The sequence below is a fragment of the Gordonia sp. NB41Y genome, from assembly GCF_030718915.1.
Lineage (GTDB): Bacteria > Actinomycetota > Actinomycetes > Mycobacteriales > Mycobacteriaceae > Gordonia > Gordonia desulfuricans.
This window is the reverse complement of the sequence record NZ_CP132196.1, coordinates 1,481,242-1,505,555: the sequence shown is the minus strand read 5'-3', so window position 1 is coordinate 1,505,555 and position 24,314 is coordinate 1,481,242. Positions and strand designations below refer to the sequence as shown.

Annotated in this window: 19 protein-coding genes; 14 read left to right on the top strand and 5 right to left on the bottom strand. The window is 67.5% G+C overall.

What is annotated here, in order from left to right; all coding sequences use genetic code 11:
* Positions 1–186: 186 nt before the first annotated feature.
* Positions 187–957: an SDR family oxidoreductase gene (locus Q9K23_RS06445; protein ID WP_020789904.1), complete on the bottom strand. Its 771-nt coding sequence runs from the start codon at positions 955–957 to the stop codon at positions 187–189.
* 237 nt (positions 958–1,194) lie between these two features.
* Here Q9K23_RS06445 and Q9K23_RS06440 point away from each other — a divergent pair, with 237 nt between their 5' ends.
* From Q9K23_RS06440 to Q9K23_RS06420, 5 genes are all read left to right on the top strand, one after another.
* Positions 1,195–2,148, top strand: coding sequence for a diiron oxygenase (locus Q9K23_RS06440; RefSeq protein WP_053776873.1), 954 nt, complete (start codon positions 1,195–1,197; stop codon positions 2,146–2,148).
* Entirely contained in the window at positions 2,148–3,803 is a 1,656-nt protein-coding gene (locus Q9K23_RS06435; RefSeq protein ID WP_053776872.1) for an FAD-dependent oxidoreductase, read from the top strand. Before Q9K23_RS06440 ends, Q9K23_RS06435 begins: the two co-directional genes overlap by 1 nt.
* Before the next feature lie 106 nt (positions 3,804–3,909).
* Positions 3,910–4,257, top strand: coding sequence for a hypothetical protein (locus Q9K23_RS06430; protein WP_020790157.1), 348 nt, complete (start codon positions 3,910–3,912; stop codon positions 4,255–4,257).
* Positions 4,257–6,749, top strand: a complete 2,493-nt coding sequence (gene nirB, locus Q9K23_RS06425; protein WP_020790155.1) for a nitrite reductase large subunit NirB — start codon at positions 4,257–4,259, stop codon at positions 6,747–6,749. Before Q9K23_RS06430 ends, nirB begins: the two co-directional genes overlap by 1 nt.
* Entirely contained in the window at positions 6,746–7,075 is a 330-nt protein-coding gene (locus Q9K23_RS06420; protein WP_020790156.1) for a Rieske (2Fe-2S) protein, read from the top strand. Before nirB ends, Q9K23_RS06420 begins: the two co-directional genes overlap by 4 nt.
* A gap of 455 nt (positions 7,076–7,530) precedes the next feature.
* On the opposite strand, the gene Q9K23_RS06415 is transcribed toward Q9K23_RS06420, so the two are convergent.
* Both Q9K23_RS06415 and Q9K23_RS06410 read right to left on the bottom strand, forming a co-directional pair.
* Entirely contained in the window at positions 7,531–7,821 is a 291-nt protein-coding gene (locus Q9K23_RS06415) for a GIY-YIG nuclease family protein (RefSeq protein ID WP_053776918.1), read from the bottom strand.
* A 749-nt stretch (positions 7,822–8,570) separates the two neighbouring features.
* On the bottom strand, positions 8,571–12,812 hold the full coding sequence (locus Q9K23_RS06410; RefSeq protein WP_261977812.1) for a bifunctional nitrate reductase/sulfite reductase flavoprotein subunit alpha: 4,242 nt from the start codon (positions 12,810–12,812) through the stop codon (positions 8,571–8,573).
* A gap of 321 nt (positions 12,813–13,133) precedes the next feature.
* Between Q9K23_RS06410 and Q9K23_RS06405 the strand changes: the two genes are divergently transcribed.
* The 7 genes from Q9K23_RS06405 (at position 13,134) to Q9K23_RS06375 (ending at position 19,914) form a co-directional block, all read left to right on the top strand.
* Complete coding sequence (locus tag Q9K23_RS06405) at positions 13,134–13,820, top strand: response regulator transcription factor (protein ID WP_053776870.1); 687 nt, start codon at positions 13,134–13,136, stop codon at positions 13,818–13,820.
* A 149-nt stretch (positions 13,821–13,969) separates the two neighbouring features.
* Positions 13,970–15,388 carry a HAMP domain-containing sensor histidine kinase gene (locus Q9K23_RS06400; RefSeq protein ID WP_152972695.1) on the top strand — a complete coding sequence of 473 codons (1,419 nt, stop codon included), beginning with the start codon at positions 13,970–13,972 and terminating at the stop codon, positions 15,386–15,388.
* Positions 15,389–15,532: 144 nt separating this feature from the next.
* Complete coding sequence (locus Q9K23_RS06395; protein ID WP_053776869.1) at positions 15,533–17,068, top strand: trypsin-like peptidase domain-containing protein; 1,536 nt, start codon at positions 15,533–15,535, stop codon at positions 17,066–17,068.
* A 66-nt stretch (positions 17,069–17,134) separates the two neighbouring features.
* Positions 17,135–17,797 carry a molybdopterin-binding protein gene (locus Q9K23_RS06390; RefSeq protein ID WP_082365813.1) on the top strand — a complete coding sequence of 221 codons (663 nt, stop codon included), beginning with the start codon at positions 17,135–17,137 and terminating at the stop codon, positions 17,795–17,797.
* A 12-nt stretch (positions 17,798–17,809) separates the two neighbouring features.
* A complete protein-coding gene (locus Q9K23_RS06385) occupies positions 17,810–18,121 on the top strand; it encodes a hypothetical protein (protein WP_261977811.1) in 312 nt (103 codons plus the stop codon).
* Between the two features lie 390 nt (positions 18,122–18,511).
* On the top strand, positions 18,512–19,171 hold the full coding sequence (locus tag Q9K23_RS06380) for an MspA family porin (RefSeq protein ID WP_053776868.1): 660 nt from the start codon (positions 18,512–18,514) through the stop codon (positions 19,169–19,171).
* A gap of 71 nt (positions 19,172–19,242) precedes the next feature.
* Positions 19,243–19,914, top strand: coding sequence for an MspA family porin (locus Q9K23_RS06375; RefSeq protein ID WP_305950431.1), 672 nt, complete (start codon positions 19,243–19,245; stop codon positions 19,912–19,914).
* A gap of 554 nt (positions 19,915–20,468) precedes the next feature.
* Here Q9K23_RS06375 and mscL read toward each other — a convergent pair.
* Positions 20,469–21,305, bottom strand: coding sequence for a large conductance mechanosensitive channel protein MscL (gene mscL / locus Q9K23_RS06370; RefSeq protein ID WP_059036599.1), 837 nt, complete (start codon positions 21,303–21,305; stop codon positions 20,469–20,471).
* Between the two features lie 215 nt (positions 21,306–21,520).
* Positions 21,521–22,177 (bottom strand): SAF domain-containing protein, encoded by a 657-nt coding sequence (locus Q9K23_RS06365; protein WP_053776867.1) that lies wholly within the window; start codon positions 22,175–22,177, stop codon positions 21,521–21,523.
* Positions 22,178–22,474: 297 nt separating this feature from the next.
* On the opposite strand from Q9K23_RS06365, the gene nhaA reads away from it, so the two are divergent.
* Entirely contained in the window at positions 22,475–23,713 is a 1,239-nt protein-coding gene (nhaA, locus tag Q9K23_RS06360; protein WP_053776915.1) for a Na+/H+ antiporter NhaA, read from the top strand.
* 97 nt (positions 23,714–23,810) lie between these two features.
* Positions 23,811–24,125, top strand: a complete 315-nt coding sequence (locus Q9K23_RS06355; protein ID WP_020791224.1) for an FmdB family zinc ribbon protein — start codon at positions 23,811–23,813, stop codon at positions 24,123–24,125.
* The last annotated feature ends 189 nt before the right edge of the window (positions 24,126–24,314 follow it).

Below are 24,314 nucleotides of genomic sequence, written 5' to 3'. Positions count from 1 at the left end.
TCCTCATCGGCTCAATCAACGTAATAGGCGTGCAACACTCTTCGCGACACTTCCGTCTCGATGGTTGATTTCGACAAGCTCAATCCGACGGACCAGGACGTCCTCGCGCAGCGAGGCCGCCCGGCCGTCGAAACCCGGTGAGACAAGAGCGTTGGCGACCACCCCGTGGCTTCGAGTGGGGTGAACCTACTGTGCGATCAGCTTGTTCACCGTGCGGTTGACGAAGTTGGGGATGAACTTCGCGGCATTGCCCAGGACCAGGGTCTGGGTGCCGACGGAGTAGCTGGTGCGGTGCAGGAGCCGGTCGGCGCGGGTCGGGTGCACCGACTCGTAGACCTTCTCGGCGATCTGTTCCGGGGTGATCCGCACGCCGAGGGTCTGGGTGGACTTGGCGCTCGGGTCGGCCAGTGCGGTCTTGGCCCACAGCGGCCAGATGCTGACGACGCGGATGTCGTCGTGCTCCCACTCGAGTTCGAGCGCCTCGGTGAGGCCGGCGACGTAGAACTTGGTGGCGCTGTAGGTGGCGATCCCCGGCTGGCCGTAGATCGCCGACGCCGATGCGATGTTGACCAGGTGTGCGCCCGGCGTCTTCTTGAGATACGGGTAGGCGGCCTGTGCGCCGAGGGTGACGCCGAGGGCGTCGATGTCGATCTGTGCGCGGACGGCGTCGGGGGAGATCTCGTCGAGGCGGCCGGCCTTGAGGATGCCCGCGTTGTTGTCGAGGACGTCGAGGGTGCCGCCGGTGTGCGAGGTGAACTCGGCGAGGGCGTCGGCCCACTGCTGCGGGTCGCGCACGTCGAGGCGGCCGGTGATGAAGCCGGGATGGTTGGCGGCGACCTTGTCGAGGGCGTCCTGATCGACGTCGTAGACGCCGACGGTCCAGCCCTCACGGGCGAAACGCTGTGCGGTTGCCAGTCCGATACCGGCCGCACCGCCGGTGACGAAAATCGATGACATTGGCTCTCCTGCCCTTGTGACCTGCGTCGATGATGTTTCGCGAGAAACTTACTCGTCAGTATAGTCCGCTGTCTGTTTACTGGGTCACACTCCGCTGCTATCTTGACAATATGCGTTGATATGACATCGTTCGTTGTCATACCGATCTGCGGATCACCCCGATCCGCGAACCGATGTCACACCAGATGTCACCCCCGATGCCGTAGCGGCATCCCCGACACGGAGGCACACAGCGACATGACCACCGCGATGAACCGCAGCAACCACTCCGACTCCCACACCGACGACCTCGGCACCGTCATCAGCATGCGGGACGAGGGCACCGAGGAGGTGTCGGCACGCCTGCTGGCATCGGCGGCGCGACTCTCGCGTAATGCGATGACCGAGATCGACTGGTCGTTGCCGATGGACCCCACCAAGTACGGCTGCAGCCCGGAATGGTCGTCGCTCTACGGCACCGACTACTGGGACGAGCTCACCGAGGAACAGCGGATCTCGGTGACGCGGCACGAGTTCGCGTCGATCATGTGCATCGGCATCTGGTTCGAGATGATCCTGCAGGAGATGGTCGTCCGCGATCAGTACCTCGGCGACTACCACGGCTCGGAGTTCCAGTTCGCCCTCGTCGAGATCGCCGACGAGTGCCGCCACTCGATCATGTTCGCCAAGGCCAGCGAGAAGATGGTCGGCACCTCCTACAAGCCCAAGCGGATCGTCGGCAAGCTCGGCCGACTCTTCAAGGCCACGGCCAAGAACGAGGTCGCCTATGCCGGCATCCTCGTCGCCGAAGAGGTCCTCGACGTCTTCCAGCGCGGCTGCATGCGCGACGAGCGGGTCCTCGACTTCATCCGCACCGTCAACGAGATCCATGTGCTCGAGGAGTCGCGGCACATGAAGTTCGCCCGCGAAGAGGTTCGCGAGTCGGTCAAGGGGATCGGCTGGGCCCGCCGACAGTTCAGTGCGCTCGTGATCGCCATGGGCGCCTACATGATCGTCACCAGCCTGGTGCAGAAGAAGGCCTACGCCGACGCCGGACTCGACGCCGATCGTGCCCGCCGCGAGATGCTGGGCAATGCGCACTTCCACTCGATGATCCGCAGCAGCTGCACCCACCTGATGGAATTCCTCGACGAGGTGGGCCTGCTGACCCGCCCGGCGATGCGCTACTACCGGAAAGCGTTCATGCTCTGATGTTCGTCATCACCCAATCCTGTTGCAGCGACGCAGGATGCGTCTCGGTCTGCCCGGTCAACTGCATTCATCCGACACCGGAGGAACGCGGTTTCGGCAGCTCTGACATCCTGCACATCGATCCCGAGGCGTGCATCGACTGCGGTGCCTGCGCCGACGCCTGCCCGGTGGACGCGATCTTCCCCGCCGACAAGCTCGGCCCGCGTGATCAGGTCTTCATCGACATCAACGCCGACTACTACAAGAACAACCACGACGTGCGGTCGGGGTGGTCGCCGATCGGCACCACCGACGACGCCGACGACCGTCCCTCGATCAGCTACCCGGAGATCCCGAAACTGCCTGCCGGACTGCGGATCGCGCTGGTCGGGACCGGCCCGGCCGGTGGCTATGCACTGCGCACCCTGCTCGACCGCACCGAGGCGCAGGTCACCGTGATCGACCGCCTGCCCACCGCCGGTGGACTGGTGCGTGCGGGAGTCGCGCCGGATCACCCCGGCACCAAGGGGGTGCTGCGGGGCTTCGACCTGCTCTACCGCGACCTGAAGGTCACCATGGCCACCAACGTCGAGGTGGGCGACCCGGACACCCCGCGTGACGACCGCGTCGGCGTGGTCTCACCGGCCGAACTGGCCGACCATTTCGACGCGGTGTTCTACGCCGTCGGCGCGAGTCAGGCCCGGCGCCTGGGTGTCCCGGGTGAGGACCTGCCCGGTTCCACCTCGGCCACCGACCTCGTCGCCTGGTACAACGCCGTGCCCGGTGCCGACGCCGCACCGCCGATCCGGCGCAACACCGCCGACGACCCGGCCTCCGGTCGTGCCGTCGTGGTGGGTACCGGCAACGTGGCCCTCGACGTGGCCCGCATCCTGGTCTCGCCGCCGGAACTGTTGGCCACCACCGACATCGCCGACCGCGCGCTGGCGTTGCTGCGGGAACAGAACGTCCACGAGGTGGTGCTGCTCGGCCGCCGCGACCAGGCCAACGCGGCCTACACCTCCGCCGAATACCGTGCGCTGTCGACGATCCCGGGAGTCGAGGTGGTGGTCCACGACGACCCCGACCCCGACACCGAACTCCCGGACTTCTCGGCACCGGCGTCGGCGCAGCGTCGTCGGATCGTGTTCCTGTTCCACTCCGCACCCGAGGAGATCATCGGCGACGGCCGCGTCGAGGGGGTCGTGGTGACCTCCGGGACGCGACGACACACCATTGCCGCCGATCTCGCGGTACGGTCCATCGGCTACCGGTCGGTGCCGATCGCCGGACTGCCCTTCGACTCCGGCCGCGGCGTCTTCCCGAACACCGACGGCCGCCTGCTCGCCGACGACGGCACGGTGATCCCCGGTGCCTACGTCCTCGGCTGGGCCAAGCGGGGACCGAGCGGGGGGATCGGCGCCAACAAGCAGTGTGCGCAGGACACCGTCGAGGAGTTCCTCGCCGACGCCGCCGCCGGGAAACTGGTGCGCAGCACGCGTGGGCCTGAGGAGTTCGCGGCATTGCTGCGCAGCCGGACCCGCCAGGTGATCGGGTACCGGGGGATGCGGGCCATCGACCGGATGGAACGCCGCCGCGGTGCTGAGCAGGGCCGTCCGCGCGTCAAGTTCACCCGGGTCGCCGACATGGTGGGGGCTGCCGGGTTGCGCAAACGCTGACCGGCGGGCGGTCTCACGACGGCCCGATGCCGCGAGTGAGGTGAACACAACTGGGATGTAACACCGGGGCAAGTCGCCCTTCACGTGGGCTCGGGACCCTGGCGTCATGTCCAGTACTCCGCACTTCCTGCAGGGCGTGTTCGCGTTCACCGGATCGGGCCTGTCCAAGCCCGTACCGATCGACCCCACCCTGACCTATGTGGTGCCGCCGGGGATGACCGTTCAGCCGCTGTACTTCCGGGGAGGGAACAGCAGCGACGAACTCGTCCACGTGACACTCATGCGCGACGGGAAACCCATGCGGATGTTCCCGATGGGAGCGCGCAGCGCGGTCAACGTGCCGCTGCGGGTGGTGGAGGACGTCGACCCGGACTCGGTCCTCGAACTCGTCCTCGCCGCACCCGAGGGGTGTGCCGGTGAGGTCGTGATCGACTTCGGAATGGTCATCATCTGATGGCCGACGGTGCGCCGCGTCGGCGGCTGGTGGTGGTGGGCAACGGGATGGCCGGTGCCCGCACCGTCGAGGAGATCCTCACCCGTGGTGGTGCCGAGCAGTTCGACATCACGATGATCGGCGACGAACCCTACGGCAACTACAACCGCATCATGCTCAGTCATGTGCTGGCCGGCGAGACCACCGTCGACGACGACGATCTCATGCTCAACCCGATGGCCTGGTACTCCGAGAACGGGGTCACCCTGCACGCCGGCGACCGGGCGGTCTCGATCGACCGGTTCGCCAAGACCGTCACCTGCGAGAGCGATCGGGTCATCGCCTTCGACGTGCTGATCATCGCGACCGGCTCGCATACGTTCTTCCCCAACATGGACGGCCTGCGCGAACCCGACGGCCGGCTCGCGCGTGGGGTTTTCGGCTTCCGCACCATCGCCGACACCAACGGCATGCTCGACATGGCCACCTCGCGTGATCACGTACGTGCGGTGGTCATCGGCGGCGGATTGCTCGGCCTCGAGGCGGCCTATGGCCTCAAGACCCAGGGTGTCGCCGTCGACGTGGTGCATTCGCCCGGGCACCTGATGAACCAGCAGCTCGACGAGCGCGGCGGAAAGGTGTTGCGCAACAAGATCGAAGAGCTCGGCGTGGGTGTGTACACGGGTAAGCGCACCACCGCGGTGCTGCGCGACGGCACCGGCGCGGTGTCAGGGGTGGGATTCACCGACGGCGGATCGCTGCCCGCCGACATGATCGTGGTGACCGCCGGCATCCGACCCAATGTCGAGATCGCGCGGAGTGCCGGTCTCGTCGTCGAACGCGGCATCGTCGTCGACGACCAGATGCGGTGCGAGGACGAGGGATTCATCTACGCGGTCGGCGAGTGTGCCCAGCATCGCAGCGAGGTCTACGGGCTGGTGGCGCCGCTGTGGGAGCAGGCGGTGGTGCTCGCCGATGTGATCACCGGGGCCGATCCGCAAGCGGAGTACCACGGTTCGCGGCTGACCACCAAGCTCAAGGTCGCCGGTGTCGACGTCGCGGCGATGGGTGTCAAGGGACCCGAACGTGAGGACGACGAGTTCGTCCAGTTCTACGAACCCCGCTCGGGTATCTACAAGAGCGTCGTGGTGCGCGACAACAAGCTGATCGGAGCGATGCTCCTCGGCGACATCTCCAAGGCCAACTTCCTCACCCAGGCCTTCGACGAGAAGGTGCCGCTGCCTGACGAGCGCATCTCGATGCTGTTCGACATGGGCACACCCAGTGCGCAGACCGGTGCCGCCGAACTCGCCGACGATGTCCAGGTGTGCAACTGCAACGGCGTCACCAAGGGTGATCTCGTGGCATGTGTCCGCGGCGGCTGCACCAGCGTCGCCGAGGTGTGTGCGGCCACCCGCGCCGGCAAGGGCTGTGGATCGTGCAAGGGCCTCGTGGCCGACATCGTCGAATATGCGGCAGGTGACGCGCTGACCGCCGACGCCGCCGCGGACTGGTATGTGCCGGCCATCCCGCTGACCAAACCCGAACTGATCGACACCATTCGGCGGCAGGATCTCCGGTCGGTGAGCGAGGTGTTCGCCGCGCTCGCGCCCGACGGCGAGGACGCCGCATCCAAGATGCCGCTCGCCTCGTTGCTGCGGGTCGTCTGGGGTGCCGACTGGCGACGCGAACCCGGTGCGTTGTTCGTCAACGACCGCGTACACGCCAACATCCAGCGCGACGGCACGTTCTCGGTGGTACCGCAGATGAAGGGCGGGGTCACCTCGCCGGACCAGTTGCGCAAGATCGCCGACGTCGCAGAGAAATACGACATCCCGATGATCAAGGCCACCGGCGGCCAGCGCCTGGATCTGTTGGGGGTCAAGAAAGAAGACCTGCCGAAGGTGTGGGCGGACCTGGATATGCCGTCGGGATACGCCTACGGCAAGAGCTTCCGCACGGTGAAGACCTGTGTGGGAACCGACTATTGCCGCTTCGGACTCGGGGATTCGACATCGCTGGGCATCGCCATCGAGTCCCGGTTCCAGGGCCTGGAGACCCCGGCGAAGCTCAAACTCGCCGTCACCGGCTGTCCGCGCAACTGTGCCGAGGCCCTGTGCAAGGACTTCGGGGTGGTCGCGGTGGGCGACGGCCGCTGGGAGATCTACGTCGGCGGGGCGGCCGGCGCCCACATCCGCAAGGGGGATCTGCTCGCCACCGTCGACTCACCGGAGGAGGTGGTTCGCCTGTGCGGCTTGTTCATCCAGTTCTACCGCGAGAACGCCAAGTGGCTCGAACGCACCTATGCGTGGGTGCCGCGGATCGGGATCGAGGAGATCCGGGAGATCGTCGTCGCCGACCGTGACGGCGTGGTCGCCGGACTGCAGGAACGTATCGACGACGCCGTCGCCGGCTACGTCGATCCGTGGCTCGACCGGCAGGAGCCGAAGTCGGCGGCCCAGTTCACCTCGGCGCTCCCGTTGCTGCCGCTGCCCCAGGTGCCGGTCCGATGACCGCCGTCGACCCGCAGACCGCCCCACCCGTCGCAGTGGGTCCCGATACCGACCTGATGCCGGGCGAGGGACGCGCATATGCGGTGGGGGACAGGCAGGTCGCGGTCTTCCGGATGACCGACGGGACCCTACGGGCGACGTCGGCGGTGTGCCCGCACAAGGCCGGTCCGCTGGCCGACGGCCAGTTCGACCTCGGCAAGGTGGTCTGCCCGCTGCACCAGTACGCCTTCTCCTTCGCCACCGGCGCCTGCTCGACCGACGGGATCGGCACCGTCGAGACCTACCGGGCCGACGATCGTGACGGCCAGATCGTGGTGTGGGTCTGACACTTCGATGACAGCGTGGTCATCGATGTCCCGGACGGCACCGACACCACACACCGGGTGCATGGGGGCCGGTGTGTGATGGGGTGGCGTCCGGGATTTCTGTTCTCGGATTGTGTTGGTTTCTGGTGGTTGAGCAGGACCCCTACAGTGGTTGAGCAGGACCACTACGGTGCTTGAGCAGGGACTCCCTACGGTGGTTGAGTAGGGACTCTCTACGGTGGTTGAGCAGGGACCGAGCGGAGCGAGGACCCGTGTCGAAACCTTGGTGAGCCGAGCGCGATAGGCAACCAGGAGAAACTATCGCCGCTCCCGCGTGAGTTGGCTTTGGTGGTTGGGCAGGGACTCCCAGCGGTGGTTGGGCAGGGACTCCCTACGGTGGTTGAGCAGGGACCGAGCGGAGCGAGGACCCGTGTCGAAACCTTGGTGAGCCGAACGCGATAGGCAACCAGGAGAAACTATCGCCGCTCCCACGGCCGCCGGGCAAGCCACCGTAACGCGTCGAAGTCGCCGTCGACCAGCGCCTTGCGTTTGGCTCGTGACCAGCCCTGGACCTGCTTCTCAGCCTTGTACGCCTCGCCGATGTCGACGAACTCCGCGAGGTAGGCGACACGCACCGGGCGTCGTCGGCGGGTGAAGGCTGCGCCGACACCGGCGTTGTGTTCGTGGAGTCTTCGCTCGATATTGCGAGTGCTGCCGACGTAGTAGCTTCCGTCGGCGCATTCCAAGATGTACATGAACGCGCTCATGGGAACACTGTCGCCGATCGCGGGCCGCGACTCCGCCGACGTCGGAGTCAAATGTGGATGACGACGTTGATGGGGATGAGTGTGGTGATCGACGGCGTCAGCGGCGGTGGTGGTCACCTGACGGGGTAGGTGACAGAGGTTTCGACACGGGTCCTCGCTTCGCTCGGTCCCTGCTCAACCATCGTAGAGGGGTCCTCGCTTCGCTCGGTCCCTGCTCAACCATCGTAGAGGGGTCGTCGCTTCGCGTGGTTCTTGCTCAACCATCGTGGGGGGCGTCGGTTTGCTTGTCGTCGGCTCTGTCACCGTTGGGGGTGGGTGGCAGAGGTTTCGACACGGGTCCTCGCTTCGCTCGGTCCCTGCTCAACCATCGTAGAGGGGTCGTCGCTTCGTGCGGTTCTTGCTCAACCATCGTGGGGGGCGTCGGCTCTGTCACCGTTGGGGGGTGGGTGGCAGAGGTTTCGACACGGGTCCTCGCTTCGCTCGGTCCCTGCTCAACCATCGTAAGAGGGGTCGTCGCTTCGTGCGGTTCTTGCTCAACCATCGTGGGGGGCGTCGGCTCTGTCACCGTTGGGGGGTGGGTGGCAGAGGTTTCGACACGGGTCCTCGCTTCGCTCGGTCCCTGCTCAACCATCGTAAGAGGGGTCCTCGCTCATGCGGTTCTTGCTCAACCACCGTAGAGGGGTCCTCGGTTCGCGCGGTTCTTGCTCGACCACCGTAGGGGTGCTCAACCATCGTGGTCCTCGCTCCGGTCAGTACACATCCCGTACGTACCGCTTGTCGGCGGCGAGGGCTTTGACGTAGGCCTCGGCACTCTTCGCCGACAGCTTGCCATGTTGGGCGACAATGCCTTTGAGTGCCTCGTCGACGTCCTTGGCCATCCGGGAGGCGTCGCCGCACACGTAGACGTGGGCGCCGTCGTGGAGCCACCGGTAGAGCTCCTCGCCGTGCTCACGCATCCGGTCCTGCACGTAGATCTTGCGATCCTGGTCGCGAGAGAACGCCACGTCGAGGCGTGTGAGCAGGCCGTCGGAGAGCATCGACGTCATCTCGTCGCGGTAGTAGAAGTCGGTGGCCGAGTACTGTTCCCCGAAGAACAGCCAGTTGTGGCCCTCGTGGCCGCGTGCCCGACGCTCGTTCAGGAAGCCGCGGAACGGGGCGATACCGGTACCCGGGCCGATCATGATGGTGGGGGTGTCCGGGTTGGCGGGCGGGCCGAAATGGGTTGCCGACGTGACGAACACGCCGATGTCCTGCTCGTCGTCGGCGTGGTCGGCGAGGAAGGTCGAGCACACTCCGCCGCGGGTTTTTCCGGCGTGGTCGTAGCGCACCGTCGACACGGTCAGCTGTACCTCGTCGGACCGCTCCAACGGGCTCGACGAGATCGAATACTGCCGTGGGGTGAGGGATTTGAACACGTCCACCCATTCTTCGGCCGAGGCGTGCACCGGGAACTCCGACAACACGTCCACCACCTGGCGTCCCCACGACCAGTCGTTGAGCTGTTGCTTGTTTCCGGGCATCACCAGGTCACGCACCTGCGACGCACCGTTGCGTTCGGCCACGAAGCGCATGAGATCCGGTGTGATCTTGGCGAATTCGACGCGCTCGCGCAGTGCGCGGCGGAGGGTCATCGGATCGCCCCAGGCGGTCACCTTCTCGTCGCCGCTGAGTCCGGTCACGGCGAGCCACTCGTCGATCAGGGTGTGGCTGTTGAGCGGCCACACGCCGAGCGCATCTCCGGCGGTGTAGGTGAGCTCGTCGAAGGGCAGCTCGAAAGCGAAGTTGCGCACGTCCTTCTGTGATCCGGCGCCGTTGAGCCGCACGTTCCGGGTCAGTCTGGTGACATAGGGATTCTTGCGCGAGTAGGCCGGTCCGGTCCGGATGGCCGGTGCCGCAGCAGAATCGGCGGGCTCGCTGACCACCACGACGCGATCGTCGGTGACCTCGGAGGTGGGTGCCTTGGCGCTCATCGCCACGATCACCTGCTCCAGCCAGCCGCCTGCGGTCTCCTCGTAATCGGGTTCGCACTCGGCACGATCGGTGATCCGCCGACCACCCAGCGCATCGAGTCGTTCGTCGAGTTTGCGTCCGTGGCCGCAGAAGTCGTCGTAGCTGGAGTCGCCGAAGGCGAGTACCGCGTAGTTCACCCCGGACAGGTTCGGGGCGTCGTCGCCGCGCAGGACATCCCAGAACGACGACCCGTTGTCGGGCGGCTCACCGTCGCCGGTGGTGGACGTGACGAACAGCGTGGTCCCCGACAACGCGCTCACGTCGACCTGGTCCATCTCGCGGAACACCACATCGCGACCGGTGGCCTTGACGCGCTCCGCGCAGGCCGCGGCGAACTCCTCGGCATTTCCGGTCTGCGACGCCCACGCGACGGTCACCGTCTCCGTTGCGGTCTCGGCGTCGACGATCTCCCCGTCGGGAGTGGCCGGGCCGAGACCCGGTGCGCCACCGGCGGGCAGCGCCATTGCCGCACCGATGATGTTGCTACGCGCGAACATCCCGGCCAGGATTCCGCCGACCCAGCTGCGGATCTCGGGGCGCAGTGGGGCATCGGGTGGGACGGTGGGGGCACCGGTGGGATTGGCCCGCACCCCGGCGACGAGACCGGCGAGGTAGATCCGCTCGGACTCGGTGGGCTGCGGGGCGGCGACGTCGGCCACCCCGAGCGAGGCGGCGAGCACATCGAGCACGTCCGGACTCCATCTGTGGGTTTCGGTGGGGGAATCGGATTCGGTTGGCGCCGAGCCGGTGTCGGTGATGCCGGGCTCGTCGGTGGGGACGGCGACCCTGGTGAGGGTCACCGCGCACACCTTGAACTCCGGTTGCTGCGACGCCTCGTCGATCGCGTCGGAGGTCACCGCATTGATCGCGAGGTGCTCGCCGAACGAGTCGTTCCAGTGGAACGGGACGAAGCAGTTGCCCGGCCGTACCCTGTCGGACACCTGGGCCGGCAGCACGGCTCGCCCGCGTCGCGACGCCACCTCGACCTTGTCGGCGGCGCCGATCCCGAGACGTTCGGCGTCGTCGGGATGGATCTCGACGAACGGCCCGGGATTGAGCTTGTTGAGTTTGGCGACCTTGCCGGTCTTGGTCATGGTGTGCCACTGATGTGCCAGCCGACCGGTGTTGAGCAGGATCGGGTAGTCGTCGTCGGGCATCTCCGCGGGTGCGATGTGCGGCCGGGCGAAGAACTGCGCGCGACGATTCGGGGTCGCGAACGCCAGCCGCGGCACGGTGCCGTCGGGCAGCGTGTGCAAGGTCTGGCTGACCCCGTCGTTGAGATAGCGGATGGGATTGCGGGCACCGTCGGCGGTGGGGTCGGGCCGATCCGCCGACGGCGGCGGGCACGGCCACTGCATCGGGGTGCTGCGCAACCGCTCGTAGCTCACCCCGCGCAGGTCGTAACCCGTCCGGGGATTGGCGAACTCCTGGATCTCGGTGAAGATCTCCTCGGCGCTGTGGTAGTCGAATGCCTCGCCGTAGCCCATCTCGGTGGCGATCCGTGCGATGAGCTGCCAGTCGGGCAACGCCTGCCCGGGTGCGGCGACGGCCGGTTCGAACAGGGTGAGATTGCGTTCGGAGTTGATCATCACGCCGGTGGACTCGGTCCACAGTGCGGCGGGCAGGATGACGTCGGCGTACTGGTTGGTCTCGACGTCGACGAAGGTGTCCTGGGCGATCACCAGCTCGGCACGTTCGAGGCCCTCGATGACGGTCTTGCGGTTGGCCACCGTCGCAACGGGATTAGTGCAGATGATCCAGCACGCCTTGATCTCGCCGTCGGCCATCCGACGGAACATGTCGATGGTGCCGCCGCCGAGCCGGGTGTGCAGGGTGCCGGCGGGCACTCCCCACCGCTGCTCGACGAAGGCGCGGTCGTCCTCGGCGAGCACCGCACGCTGACCGGGCAAACCCGGTCCCATGTAACCCATCTCGCGTCCGCCCATCGCATTGGGCTGCCCGGTGAGTGAGAACGGTCCGCTGCCCATCCGGCAGATCGCACCGGTGGCCAGATGAAGGTTGATGAGCGCGTTGGTGTTCCAGGTGCCGTGCGTGGACTGGTTGAGCCCCATCGTCCAGCAGCTCATCCAGTTCTCGGCGGTGCCGATGAGTTCGGCGGCCCGGCGCAGATCGGCCTCGTCGACCCCGCAGATCTCGGCCACCGCCGACGGCGGGTACTGCGCGGCGAACTCCGGCATCTGCTCGAAGCCGTCGGTGAACTCGGCGATGAAGTCGGGGTCGGTGTGGCCGTTCTCGACGATCAGGTGCAGCAGACCGTTGAGCAGGGCGAGGTCGGTGCCGCCGTTCACCTGCAGGAACAGGTCGGCCTTGTCGGCGGTGGCGGTGCGCCGCGGATCGACGACGATGAGCTTGGCGCCGGCCTTGACACGATCCATCATGCGCAGGAACAGGATCGGGTGGCAGTCGGCCATGTTGGCGCCGATCACGAAGAACACGTCGGCGTTGTCGAAGTCCTGATACGAGCCGGGCGGGGCGTCGGAACCGAGCGACTGCTTGTACCCGGTGCCGGCGCTGGCCATGCACAGACGCGAGTTGGACTCGATCTGATTGGTGCCGATGAACCCCTTGGCGAGTTTGTTGGTGAGGTACTGCGCCTCCAGGGACATCTGCCCGGACACATACAGCGCCACCGCGTCGGGGCCGTGCTCGTCGACGATCGCCCGCAACCGGTGTGCGGTGTCGGTGATGGTGGCGTCGATGTCGGCGGGTTCGGGGTTGGCCCCGCGATGGGCACGCACCAGCGGCGTCTCGAGGCGGCCACCGGCGTTGAGCATGTCGGCGGTGGTGGAACCCTTGGTGCAGAGCCGGCCGAAGTTGGTGGGATGGTCCTTGCGGCCACCGGCCTTGATCACCCGCAGCGGCAGGGCGCCGGGCGCGGCGTCGTCGGAGAGTGCCAGGTCCATGCCGCACCCCACGCCGCAGTAGGCGCAGAGGGTGGATCGCGTCGCGGCACTCGTCACGCCACCCAGGATTCGCGGCCTGTGTTTCGCGACTCGGTTGTCACGGTTACGCGACCGTCACCGTGATCTCACACGGCGCCGCGCGGCGTGTGCGGCCGCATGGCCGACCACCGATTCCGCTGGTCATCCTGTGGTCTGGGTCATATTCGGGTGGTCGGCGGAGGGTCTCGACGCGACGTCGGCGGGCTGCTCGGACATCCGGGGTGGGTGGCGGGTGGTCCCAGGATCGCCCGGCGAGGCCATTTCTGCCGGACGAACTGCCCAGATGACGCCCGCGCGTCGCTCAGCGGTCTCTTAGTCGATGCCGATAGAACTGTATGTATGCGCATCCTGGTGGTCGACGACGATCGTGCTGTTCGTGAGTCCCTCCGACGGTCGCTGACGTTCAACGGATACACCGTCGACACGGCCGGTGACGGCATCGAGGCCCTGGAGAAGATCGTCGCCGAGCGCCCCGACGTCGCGATCCTCGACGTCATGATGCCCCGGCTCGACGGGCTCGAGGTGTGTCGCCGGCTCCGGTCCACCGGTGACGACCTGCCGATCCTGGTGCTCACCGCCCGCGACTCGGTGTCCGAGCGTGTCTCCGGGCTCGACGCCGGTGCCGACGACTATCTCCCCAAACCCTTTGCGATGGAGGAGCTGCTGGCCCGTCTGCGCGCCCTGTTGCGGCGTGCGGGCCCCGAGGACGGCGTCGATTCGGAGACCCTCACCTTTGCCGATCTGTCGCTCGATCCGGTGACGCGCGATGTGTTCCGGGCCGAGCGCCAGATCAGTCTCACCCGTACCGAGTTCGCCCTGCTCGAGATGCTGATGGCCAATCCCCGGCGGGTGCTCTCGCGCAGCCGGATCCTCGAGGAGGTGTGGGGTTACGACTTCCCGACCTCGGGTAACGCCCTGGAGGTCTACGTCGGTTATCTGCGTCGCAAGACCGAGGCCGAGGGCGAGTCGCGGCTGATCCACACCGTGCGCGGCGTCGGATACGTCCTGCGGGAGACCCCGCCCTAGTGAGTGCCTCCGGTCATTTCCGTCAGGTCGCCGACGCCGACACGCGTGCGGGTGACCCGCACCGCGGCGCCACGTCGACCATCGAGACCGATCACCGATCCCGTTCGACGTGGTGGTCGCGGCTGCGTGAGCGCCGCCGTCTCGGTGAGATGCGGGCGCCGCTGTTGCTGACCCGGTCGGTGTCGTTGCGGCTGCGCGTGACCGCGTTGTCGGCGACGGTGGTCCTCGCCGCGGTGACCCTGATGGGTGTGGCCGCCTACTTCGTGGTCTACCGCGCGCTGTACAACGAGGTCGATGCCGGTCTGGAGAGTCGCGCCGACGGCATGACGGTGCTGGCCAAGAGCGGTGTGCTGGCCAAACGGCCGGACACGCTGGTCACCGGCACGGTGTTCTCCACCAGCATCTCGATCATGTTGCTGAACCCGTCGGGTGTGGGCCCCTACATCGGGGACGTGCCCTTCGGCGACGTCGAACGCAAGATCGCGGAGTCGGACAACGTTCCCGGCGCCAATCCGCAGAGTCTGCGCACCGTCGACAACAGCCGCGTGCTGGCCCGCAAGCTCGACGACGGCAGCACGTTGATCCTGGCGCAGTCGCTGGTCCGTACCGACCGCATCCTCAAACGTCTGGCATGGGTGCTGCTCGTGGTGGGTTGTGGCGGTGTGGCGCTGGCCGCGTTGGCCGGCACCACGGTGGCCCGCGCCGGGCTGAGACCGGTGGCCCGGTTGACCCGGGCGACGGCACGGGTGGCCCGCACCCAGGACCTGACGCCGATCCCGGTGACCGGCAAGGACGAGTTGGCCCATCTCACCGAGAGTTTCAACACGATGCTGCAGGCGGTGGCCCAGTCCCGCGATCAGCAGGCACGGCTCGTCGCCGACGCCGGACACGAGCTGCGGACGCCGCTGACCTCGCTGCGGACCAATCTCGAACTGCTGATCGCCTCGAGCGCGCCCGGCGCACCCGCGGTGCCCGCCGCCGACATGGTGGAACTGCGCTCGGATGTGATGGCACAGATCGAGGAGCTCTCGACGCTGGTCGGCGACCTGGTCGACCTCGCCCGCGCCGACGCCCCCGAGGTGGTGCACGAGGAGGTCGATCTCACCGAGGTGATCGAGGGTGCACTCGAGCGGGTGCGGCGCCGGCGCACCGATGTGGAGTTCGACGTCACGATGGTGCCGTGGTTCGTCTTCGGCGACCGGCAGGGCTTGTCCCGGGCGGTGCTGAACATCCTGGACAACGCCGCCAAGTGGTCGCCGCGCGGGCGGCACGTCGCGGTGTCGCTGGTCCAGGTGGCGCCGGGGTCGGCCGAACTCGCCGTCGCCGATGCCGGGCCGGGGATTCCGCCGGAGGACCGGGTGCTGGTGTTCGAACGGTTCTATCGCTCCACGCAGTCCCGCTCGATGCCGGGGTCCGGTCTGGGGCTGGCGATCGTGCGGCAGGTGGTGGAACGTCTCGGCGGCAGTGTGCGCGCCGAGCAGTCCGATCTCGGTGGGGCACTCATCCGAATGACATTGCCGGGCAGACCGGCTCCGGCGGAACCATCTCCGCAGGTGGTTCGTCAGTAGGGATGGAAGCGACTTCGAGTTCCGTCGACCGCCCGGATGGTTCATCCCCTAGGGTTGTCTGCGCGGTAGGCGCGAAGCGTCGAGTCCCGGTCTGACCTGGTCGGGACACGGATGTTGATCACGACAGATATGGGGTAGACGACCATGACGGGTGGAGGTTCGCACCGCGGCCCCTTCGACGGCGAGAACGACCCGGGCCGCCCCGGGCAGTCAGGGCAGCCGGGTGGTCCCAACACGGGCGGGTTCCCGGCCAGTGGCGCACCGTGGGAACGCGGCGCCAGCTTCGGTGAACCGACGACCCCCGGTTCGCCGGGCGGCTATCCCGGCTCGGCCCAGGCTCCTGGTGCCACCCCTCCGCCCGGTGCCACCCCGCCCCCGAGCGCGGCGCCCACCCAGTACGGTTCGCCCGCAGGGGTGCCTCCGACGAGTCGGTTCGGCACGAATCCCTATGGCACACAGCCGACCTCGGGCTTTCCGTCCGGTACCGGTCCGATTCCGGCGGTCGGCTCCCCGGCCGGCGCTTTCGGGGATCCGGCCAATCCGGCCGGAGGTCCGGCGCAGCCGCCGGCGAAGAAGAAGTCCCGCGCCGGGGTGGGTGCGGCACTCGTCGGCGGTGCCCTGGTGGTCGGTCTGATCGCCGGCGGTATCGGCGGCTATGTCGGTTCGCGACTCGACGACGACTCGTCGTCGACGGTGGCCAGCAGTCAGCCGCTCGGCGGCGATCCGAGTGCCACCGACACCCAGCCGGTGCAGGCCCCGGCCGGCTCCACCCAGGAGGTGGCCGCCAAGGTGCTGCCGTCGGTGGTGTCGATCGAGGTGGTCTCGGGTAACGAGCAGGGCAGCGGATCGGGTGTGGTGCTGACCGCCGACGGCGTGGTGATGACCAACAACCATGTGGTCAGCGGCTCCGACGGTCGCCCGGCGAGCAAGGTCACGGTGAACTTCTCCGACGGTTCCCGCGCATCGGCACGGGTCCTCGGCACCGACGCGATCTCCGACATCGCGGTGCTCCAGGTGGACAAGACCGGTCTGACGCCGATCCAGGTGGGTACCTCCAAGAACCTCGCCGTGGGCCAGGACGTGATCGCGATCGGCGCGCCGCTGGGCCTCGACGGCACCGTCACCACCGGCATCATCAGTGCCCTCGACCGTCCGGTGTCGACGTCGCGGGAGGGCGGCACCACCTCGGTGATCGACGCCATCCAGACCGACGCCGCGATCAACCCCGGTAACTCCGGTGGCGCGCTGGTCAACGCCCGCGGTGCGCTGATCGGGATCAACACCGCCATCGCGACCCTCGGCGGGCAGACACAGCAGAGCGGCAGCATCGGCCTGGGCTTCGCGATCCCGATCGATCAGGCGATGCGGATCGCCGACGAGCTGCGCCAGACCGGTAAGGCCACCCACGCCGGACTCGGGGTGTCGGTGCGGCCGAGCGGCGACTCGACGACACCGGGGGCATTGGTCTCCGAGGTCACTGCCAACGGACCGGCGGCCGCGGCCGGAATCCCGAAGGGCGCGATCATCACCAAGGTGGACGATCGCACCATCACCTCCGGCGATGCGCTGGTGGCCGCTGTGCGCTCGCACGCACCGGGAGACCGTGTGACGGTCACCTACCAGGTGGGTGGGCAGACCCGGACCGCCCAGGTCACGCTGGCGACGCTGGAGTCGAACTGAGGCGACGCCGACGAGCGATCGACGAACGCAGACGTGCCGACCACATCCGTCGGTCGGTGAGAGAGGATGAAGGTCATGACGAGTGATTCGGACTTTCAGGTGATCGGTACCGCCGCGACCGGCGATCCCGGTTTCGGGGCGCCGGAGGAGGGGATCACGCCGGAGGTGGATCCGGCCGATGTGGTGGCCGCCGACGCCGCGGCGCGGGAGTTCGCGGACCGTCAGACGCGCGGATCGGCAGGGCTGGGCGGTGACGAGGTGGGCCGGGCCCTGGTGGTGGTCGTCGACGATCGCGTGGCGCACGGTGAGACCGAGAGCCCGCTGGGTCCGTTGGTGGGCGAGTTGCTCGCCGAGTCCGGCTTCCACGTGGACGCGACGATCGTGGTGTCGGGGGACGAGGTGGAGATCCGCAACGCCCTCAACACCGCGGTGATCGGCGGTGTCGATCTGGTGGTGTCGGTCGGCGGAGTGGGCGTGGGCGCCCGGGACGTGACGCCGGAGGCGACCGAAGCACTGCTGGATCGTCGTCTGCGCGGCATCGAGGAGGCGGTCCGCAGCTCCGGTCTGGCCGCCGGAGCGACCGACGGCGGACTTTCGCGCGGGCTGGCCGGAATCTCCGGTCAGACCCTTGTGGTCAACATCGCAGACTCGCGTGCGGCGGTCCGTGACGGAATGGCGACTGTTGCCCCATTGGCGAAATATGTGATCGCCAACATCAGCGAGTTCTGAATCCCGCCGATCATGAGCAACGACGAGCAGGGTTCGGCGCGCTCGGAATCGGAATCCGGATCGCGCGGGAGCGGTGAGGCGGGTCACGATGTGACCCACCCCGCTCCGCGCGCCGAGGACGGCCCCGACCCCTCGTCCGGCGGCGTGACACGCCGTCCCGTAGGGGAATCGGCAAAGGCCAGACGGAATGCGCGCCGCAGTCGGCACCGGGATGAGGTCTTCGGCAACGACCTTCCGGATACGACGCAGGATGAACGTGGCGAAGATCACAATTCGATCTCGAGATCTTGGTACGACGAGCAGCGTCCGCCTCATTACGAATGAGCAACTGTCAATGCGGGCGGTGAGTTCAGCCAGTTTTCCTGCTGTTTACTTTGGCATTGGTGAATTATTCATGCGTCCTTCTGCATGTCCGCTGAATCGAAGCTGAGACACGGCTGATTTCTGCTGTTGCCCTCTTTGTGACCTCTCAGATACGGTTCCGCAGGACAGCTAACCGGCGTCGGCGTTCACTTCGTGGATGCCGGGGAGTCGGTGTCCTGTGGAATACGGGTGTGTTCCGCAGCGATGGCGGGGAGTGTTCACGCCGCGGTTACACAGTGAATTCTCATCTGTAACCGGAGGCGGTGAGGATTCCCGCGAGCCGTCAGGGTCACCTGTCGGATACGGATACGTGTCCGACGGATAACAGCCGAATCCTGTGAGAGGGAACGAATGAGCAAGTTCAGCAAGCTTGGGCTGCGCCGTGCTGCGGGGGCATGCGCCGTCGTCGCCGCTGCCGCTGTGGGCGTGGCCGGCATGGGTGCAGGGCACGCCGAGGCCGCGCCGCTGCAGAGTGGTTACAAGTCGGCCAGCGGTCTCGACGGTGAGAAGGTCCAGACCTGGCGCAAGAACGAGTCCCAGTACTCGGTCGCCCGTGTCGCCGCCAACGGCCTCGGCCGCACCGCGCTGGTCTCCGGCACCTACACCACCAAGGCGACCGAAGGCGTCGGCGGCAAGCTGTACGTGGGCTTCCTCGTCGGCTGCCAGGTCGACGTGGGCGGCATCAGTGCCGGTGGCACCTCGGGTATCTCCGCCACCCTGGGCGCTGCTCCCTCGATCAGTGCCAGCGGCTCGCTGAGCATCCCGCTCGCCCCGGGTGAGGCCTCCCTCTACGGCGTGACCTCCAAGTCCCTCAAGGACGGCAACGCCACCATCCAGCTGTCGGACTTCGAGCTGGAGTTCCCGAACTGCGGTGGCTACGCCTCGGCACGTTCGGTGGTCCTGACCCGCGCGGTCACGGGCTACGAGGTCAACGACGACGACGACACCATCGACGGCTCGGGCACCCTGATCCAGTCGACCCTGTACGGCCAGCCCTTCTTCGTCAGCTGACGAAGCAGATAACCCAGTAACTCGAGTTTTCTCTGCTTCCTAGGCAGATCTACATTCCACGAAGGGGAATCATGAACAAGATCATCACCCGCCGCGTGGCTGCGGGCGTCGGTCTCGCCGGCGCCGCTGTCATGGGTGTGAGCGCCCTGGGCACCGGTGCTGCGGCTGCCGGCCCGGTGGCCGGCACCACCATCACCAAGACCCTGGTCGACGGCACCCCGGTCAAGATCCAGCTGTTCGACCAGAGCGTCAACTACCAGAAGTCGATCGTCGAGTCGTTCAACCTGGTCCGTGAGGTCTGGGTCTCGGGCAAGGTGCGCGTCACCGTCGGCGGCAAGGCCGAGGGCGGCACCATCGCCGCCGGTTACATCGTCGGCTGCCAGGTCAACGTCGGCGTCAGCAGTGACACCGAGGCCGGAACCGGTGCGGGCGCTGAGCTGAGCTCCGGCGGCGCCATCACCCCTAGCTCTGAGACCGGCGGCAGCGCAGGCGCCAGCCTGTCGCTCGGCCCCGGCCAGGCCGGCACCGTGTGGCTGATCAACACCACCGACAGCGACGACGATTCCGTCAACGACTACACCTTCACCGGCAGCCAGGGCGGCGTCGCCTACAGCCAGGAGACCTTCAAGGTGTCCAACTGCGGTGGCTACGCCGAGGCCAAGGCCAAGGTCAAGGTGACCGTCGACACCGGCTCGGTCAAGGGCATCGTGACCCTGTACGGCAAGCCGTTCAGCCTGGGCTGATCGCACACCGTGCGCTCTCCGCTGCGATGACAGCGGCGCCATAGGGCAAAGCTCAAGGGCGGGAACCGGAATCCGGTTCCCGCCCTTGTGCATGTCCGGAGGTCGCCGAGCTCGTCGGTGGCCTGAGACGGCGGCTTCTTCGAGAAGTGTTGTCTCGGAGTGGCGTCGAGCGGATGCTCGGCGAGAACGGTTCTCCGACATCCCAACACGGCCACCACCGCGCGGGGGCGGGCCCACCGAGACGACGACCGCCCACCATGTGCGCGTCGGGGGAGAACACGTGGTGGGCGGTCGGGCGCGGTGCTCGAACGAACCGCGCATCGGTCCGGGTGTTGCGACCGACATCTACCAATCTACGAGCCGTACCTTGCCGTCGGATCGGGCCGGGCTGTGAGGCCGCTGGCAACTGCCGGGCGGTGGCGGTGGACGACGACGAGCGGCCCGCGTCGTGGACGCGGGCCGCTCGGTCAACTCGGTGCTGTACTCGAACTCGGTGCTGTACTCGAACTCAGGCGGTATTCGATTGTGCCGTATGGCCTTGCGCACGAGGCCGCTCAGCGGGAATGGCGTCCCGGGCCGTCGGGCGGGTAGTCGCCGGGGTACTGCTCGCCGGGATAGGTCTCGCCCGGGTACGGCTGGCCTGCCGGCGGGTAGTTGCCGGGCGGCGGGTACGAGCCGCCCTGCGGGGCACCGGCCGGCGGATAGTTGGCCGGCGGCGGGTAGTTGCCGGGAGCCGGCGGCGGAGTGGGAGCGCCCTGGGGAGGGAACCCGGCGCCGGGTGTGTACGGCGACTCCGGGACGATCGGCCCCGACGGGGCGGGATCGCTGTACGGGGTGGGCTCGCCGTAGGGGGCGGCAGGCGGGGGTGTGCTGATCCGCGTGGTCTCGGGCAGTGGCGCCACGGCGGGCGGCGGACCCGACGGCTTGTCGAAGGCGGCGGTCGCCTTCGCCGCGGCGGCCTCCTCGTCGGCAGCAGCCTTGGCGGCAGCGGCCTTCTCGGCGGCGTCCGGGTCGAGCAGGTCGCGGATCTCGGTGAGCAGGTCGACCTCGGTGGCCACGAGCTCCTTCTCGCCACCGAAACCGGCGAGCGAGGCGAGCTTGTTGTACGGCAGGATGATGATGAAGTACACCACCGCCGCGATGATCAGGAAGTTGATCGTCGCGGTGATCACCGAACCGAGATTCACAAAGGTCGACGGCTTGTCACTGATGATGTTGAAGCCGAGGCCGGCAGCCTGATCAGGGCTCCACGGGATGGTGTTGATGATCGGCTGGACGATACCGTCGGTGAAGGCCGTGACGATGGCCGTGAAGGCGGTGCCGATGATGACCGCCGTGGCCAGATCGATCACATTGCCTTTGAGTATGAAGTCCTTGAATCCCTTGAGCACGTTCCGGTCCTCTCCTGATCGGTTCCCTGCGCTGGGGTATCCATGCCGGGTGGCGCTCCGATGGGCACGGACGTGGTGAACACTCTATCCAGGATCGTAACCGAGCCTGCGTATTTCGTTCCGCCGCGTTTTTCGCATGTCTTCGCCTGATCAGGCGATCAACTCGAGTGGTCGATACCGGGGTCGCCGACGACGATGCCGGTCGTGGCAGATCGTCAATGCAGGACCACGGCGAGCGGCACATCGAGACCGATCGCGGCGACCCGATGTGCGGCGGTCTCGGTCATCGCCAGCAGCACCGGCGCAGCGCCGGCCGCCCGGGTCGGCCCTGCCGCCGTCGGGGCCGCGACCAGCGCGACCACGGCGTCACGGGCCACCACCGAGGTCTCGGCGGTGAGCACATCGACCACGTCGCCGGTGCGCAACACGGTGGTCACGGCGTCGTCGTCGAGCCGTACCGGCACCAGCCGGGCGGACGGATCTCCGGTCAGTTGCATCGGGAGCCGCGCCGAGAGCAGCCGTGCATCGGTGACGATCTCCCCGGCACGGATCGGCCCGGTCACGGTACGGCCGTCGGCCTCGGCGGCCATCAGGAGCGCGCCGTCGGGCACCAGATCCACCGGAATCGGTGTGGCGCGCAGATCAGATCCGGTCAGGATCTGCCCCGGCGCAAGCTCGTGGGCGGCCACCATCACCGATGTCGCGCGGGTACTGCGCGCTCCGCCGAGCCCGACGACCACCGCGACCACCACGATGACGATCGCGACGGCGCGCCGCAGCAACACCGACCTCGTCCATCCCGGCCGCAGCGCATGGGCGATCCGGTCGCGAAGTCGCGGGGAGAGGGAACCGGCGCGCGGGCGGAGATCCATGCGGCCGACGGTATCGGCGACGACGGGGTGCGCGGGCCCGCCGACCGCTCTTGTGGACAACCGCCGGAGGCAGGGGAGTTGTCCACAGATCCACCTCGATTGGCGCGGCGGACCGGTAACGGGGAGAATGGGCGACCAGGTGTGCCGGGAAGTCTGGTCGGCCCGTCCCGGTGATCGGGGCGGATGTGATGCGAACCGTGCGCGTTCGCCGGACCGATCAGGAGCCCCGAGGTGCCAGCCGATTCCGCCGCATCGAATCCCACCCCGCCGCATCCGGCCCGTCCTTCTGGCGTCGCGGTGCGTCGTGCGCGTCTGCGCAGCGCCCTCGCCCTCGACACCACCAGCGGGATCCTGCTGCTGGCTTTCGCCGCGGTCGCGGTGATCTGGGCCAACACCCCGTGGCGCGAGGTCTATCACGACCTTCTGGCCATCGAGGTGGGGCCCGAGTCGCTGCACCTGCACATGTCATTGGGGCAGTGGGCCGCCGACGGTCTGCTGGCGGTGTTCTTCTTCGTCGTCGGCGTGGAACTGAAGCAGGAGTTCGTCGCCGGGAGTCTGCGTGACCTGCGGCTCGCCGGTGTCCCCATCGTCGCGGCGGTGGCCGGGATGATCACACCCGCCCTCTGCTATGTCCTCGTCGTCGGGCTCGCGGGGGAGACCTCGGGCCTGCACGGCTGGGCGATTCCCACCGCCACCGACATCGCATTCGCGCTCGCGGTCCTGGCGTTGTTCGGGCGGGGGCTGCCGGTGGCGTTGCGGACCTTCTTGCTGACCCTTGCCGTGGTGGACGATCTGCTCGGCATCATCGTGATCGCCACCGTGTACACCGACTCGATCGACGTCGTGATGCTGCTCGCGGCGATCGGTGCGGTGGTGGTGTTCGCGATCGTGGTCCACCTGTCGTGGTCGGCGCGGTGGCTGCTGTTGCCGATCGCGCTGGTGGCCTGGGGCTTCATGCATGCCTCCGGGGTGCATGCGACGGTGGCCGGCGTCCTGCTCGGGTTCGTCGTCCCGGCGCGGGCGATCCGCGGTGAGCGGCTCAGCCGTACCGAACTCCTCGGCGAAGGCGTCCGGCCGTGGTCGGGTGCGGTGGCGGTACCGCTGTTCGCCTTCGCCGCTGCCGGGGTGTCGGTGGTCGGTGGCTCGGGCTCGATGATCCAACCGGTGTCCATCGGGATCGTCGTGGGTCTGGTGGTCGGCAAGATCGTCGGGGTGTTGGGGGCGACGGCGCTGATGACCCGGTTCACGCCGCTGCGGCTGCCCGACGCGATCGGGCTGCGTGATCTGCTGCCGGTCGGCATGCTGACCGGGATCGGGTTCACGGTGGCCCTGCTGATCGCCGAGCTGTCGTTCGACGCCGACTCGCCGCACGTCTCGGCGGCCAAGGCCGCGATCCTGGTGGGGTCGGTGATCGCCGCGGTGATCGGTGCGGTGATGCTGCGCTGGGATGCCCGCAAGATGCGTGATCCCGACATGAACCGGGACGATGTCTGCGACCACGACCTCGACGTGATCGGGGGCAGAACAGCGCCCTGACCGGCGCCGTTGGTCGCTGTCGTTGGCACTCGGAATGATCGAGTGCCAGTTTCGGTTAAACTATCCGAGTCATCGACGTTTCTTGTGGAGGTTTCAGGTGCCCACCTACTCGTACGCGTGCACGGAGTGCGACAACCAGTTCGACATCGTCCAGTCGTTCTCCGACGACGCGCTGACCGAGTGCCCGCAGTGCACCGGCCGGCTGCGCAAGCTGTTCAACTCGGTGGGCATCGTGTTCAAGGGCAGCGGCTTCTACCGCACCGACTCGCGCAACGGGTCGTCGGCATCGGAGACCAGTTCCTCCTCATCGAAGTCGGAGTCGACCTCGTCGAGCACCTCCTCGAGCGATTCCTCGTCGTCGAGCAGTTCGTCGTCGAGCACCACCACCTCGGCGGCTCCGGCCTCCGCCTGAGTTCCCGATTCACCCGCCGGACATGTCCGACGGGTGAATTCCCGGCGACTTCCCGGATTTCCGGTTCGGCAACGTGTACGAAATGCGTTCCGTCGACCAGATGAATTCCGGATGGTGATTTTACTTCGACCTCGGTCAATGGGATCGAATGCCGTTGCTGTTCCTCGTTGCTCTGCTAGCGTTTGCTGC